This window comes from Amycolatopsis sp. NPDC003861 (genome assembly GCF_053605405.1).
Genome location: NZ_JBSGJD010000492.1, coordinates 1 through 2,066, shown reverse-complemented (window position 1 = coordinate 2,066; position 2,066 = coordinate 1). Strand labels below are relative to the sequence as shown.

Below are 2,066 nucleotides of genomic sequence, written 5' to 3'. Positions count from 1 at the left end.
GCCGGTGGCTGGGCGGGCTGCGGCCGAGGCGCCGACCGTGCCGGGTCCGGTGCCGCCGATGCGGGCCGAGCCCACCGAGCGGGCGGCCGTGCGAGGTGCGGCGGCCGAGGCGCCGGTCGCGGGGCGGGCTGAGGCGCCGACCGAGCCGCAGGAGCGGGTCGAGCCGGAGCGGTTCGAGCCCTCTCCGGAGGCCGAGGAGAGCGCCCCCGCCGAGGCCGCGAAAGACCGTGGGCGCTGGTGGCGTGGTTTCACCGGCTCGCTGGCGGCCGGGCTCGCGATCCTCGCGGTCGGGGTGCTCGTCGTCGGGATCATCTGCCTGTTCACCGGCGCACCCGGCCCCGGCGCGACCCTCCTGATCGGTCACCCGATCGCCGCGGTGCTGGCCCTGCTCGCTCAGCGGGTCGCCGACCGCCGCAACGGGCCTCCCGCCGTGGGAGCCGGGCTCGCGGTCGTGCTCTTCACGGTCTCCGCCATCACCATGTTCTGGCTCGCCTGATCAGGCGGCTACTTCAGGGCGGTGAGGGCCGGGCCCCGCTGTTCCAGCAGGACCGGGCCGGCCGCGCCCAGGCGGACCACTCCCTGGTAGCCGCGGCGGTCGACACCGACCGTGCGGATCGTCGAACCGTCCGTTTCGTTCAGCACCGCCAAGCCGCCCTTGATCGGGACCACCAGTTGCTGGGCGAACGTGATTCCCGGCCCCGAGGCGCTGGTCAACGTCCAGCGCGGTGACAGGTCGTCGCGGGACAGGGCGACCAGCTTCGAGCCGCTGAACCAGTACATGTTCGCCGCCGTCTGGGTGGTGGCTTCGACGCCCGAGGGCGGGTCGGCCGCCAGGTCGCCCGGTGGGACGTCCAGCGGGTACGCCGCTCGCTGGGTGCCGTCGCCGTTGTAGACCACCAGGAGCTTCTGGTCCGGCAGCACCACCGCCGTCAGGTCGCCCGACATCGCGATCACGCGGGCCCTCTTGCCCGCCAGCACCGAACTGAAGCCGACCTGCGGCTCGTCGTCCTTCTCCGGGGCCGCCTTGTACACCGTCAGCCGGTCCGCCGGGTCGCCCGGGCAGCGCTCGATCACGCCGATCTTGCCCGAGCCCGCCGCGACCGTTCCGTACGTGCAGCCCGTTCGCGGCTGCTTGCCCGCGTTGACCAGCGCCGGGACCTGGCCGTACTCCGCGCTCTGCACCAGGTCGTCGCGCCAGGTGGTGAGGAGTTTCTTGCCCGTCGCCGTGACGTGGGAGCCGTCGTCGACCAGCTGGGTGCCCAGCTCCGCGTTGCCGTTGCGCTGGGCCGTGATGCGGCCCGTGCCCGGGTCCAGCTGGGTGACCTCGCTGCACCCCATCGACTTCGCATAGACGGCGTTCAACCGCCCCCACACCTGGTCCAGCGTGCACAACGGCAGGTCACGCGTGTAGTGCCAGCGGATCTGCCCGGTCAGCGGGTCGCGCACAGCGACCTCGCCGCCGTTCGCGGTGGCCACCGACTCGCCGGCCACGACCGGGACCGGGGTCGCGCCGCTCGGGGCGCTCCAGATCTCCGCCATCGACCCCGGGACCTTGTCCGGGACCGCGGGCAGCGCCGGGGGCGGCGCCGCCTCGGTCCGGTCGGTGGCCGCGCTGTCGCTCGTCACGCCGATGATCAGCGCGACCGCGAGTACGGCCACCGCGATCAGCGCGGCGGCCACCCGGTCCCGCCCGCGGTTCCAAGGCGAACGACGCGCCTTGACCCGCGGGGCGGGCGGAGTGCTCTCGGGAGTGTCCTCGAGTACGTCCTCGGACCCGAAGTCCGCCTTCTCGACGTCGCTCACGTACCCGAACCCCCGATGGAGAAGCCTCAGTCTGCCGACGCAGGTGTATCAGACGTCGCGGCCGGGCGGCGACGGCGGCGCCGTCGAGCCGGGCGCTCGGCGTTCTCGCCGGCTTCCTTTTCGACGGCCGGGCCGGTCGCCTCCGGGGCGTTTCCGCTGCGGGTGCGGCGGCGGGTCCGGGTGCGGCCCTCCGCCGAAGCGGGAGTCTCGTCCGAGGAAGCAGCGGCGGCAGCGGCGTTGTCCGCGGCCTCGATCGCCTCGGC

At 74.1% G+C, this 2,066-nt stretch carries 2 protein-coding genes and 1 pseudogene; 1 reads left to right on the top strand and 2 read right to left on the bottom strand.

Features of this window, described 5'->3' with window-relative positions:
* Window positions 1–4: 4 nt before the first annotated feature.
* Window positions 5–496, top strand: coding sequence for a hypothetical protein (locus ACWEVN_RS47670; protein WP_452055686.1), 492 nt, complete (start codon window positions 5–7; stop codon window positions 494–496).
* A gap of 8 nt (window positions 497–504) precedes the next feature.
* Here the strand turns inward: ACWEVN_RS47670 and ACWEVN_RS47665 are convergent, their stop codons facing one another.
* Together ACWEVN_RS47665 and ACWEVN_RS47660 are read right to left on the bottom strand one after the other, a co-directional pair.
* The gene (locus ACWEVN_RS47665; protein WP_452055685.1) at window positions 505–1,803 is read right to left on the bottom strand and encodes an Rv3212 family protein; all 1,299 of its coding nucleotides are present in this window, start codon (window positions 1,801–1,803) and stop codon (window positions 505–507) included.
* A 26-nt stretch (window positions 1,804–1,829) separates the two neighbouring features.
* Window positions 1,830–2,066 (bottom strand): annotated as a pseudogene (locus ACWEVN_RS47660) (DEAD/DEAH box helicase); the annotation flags it as partial.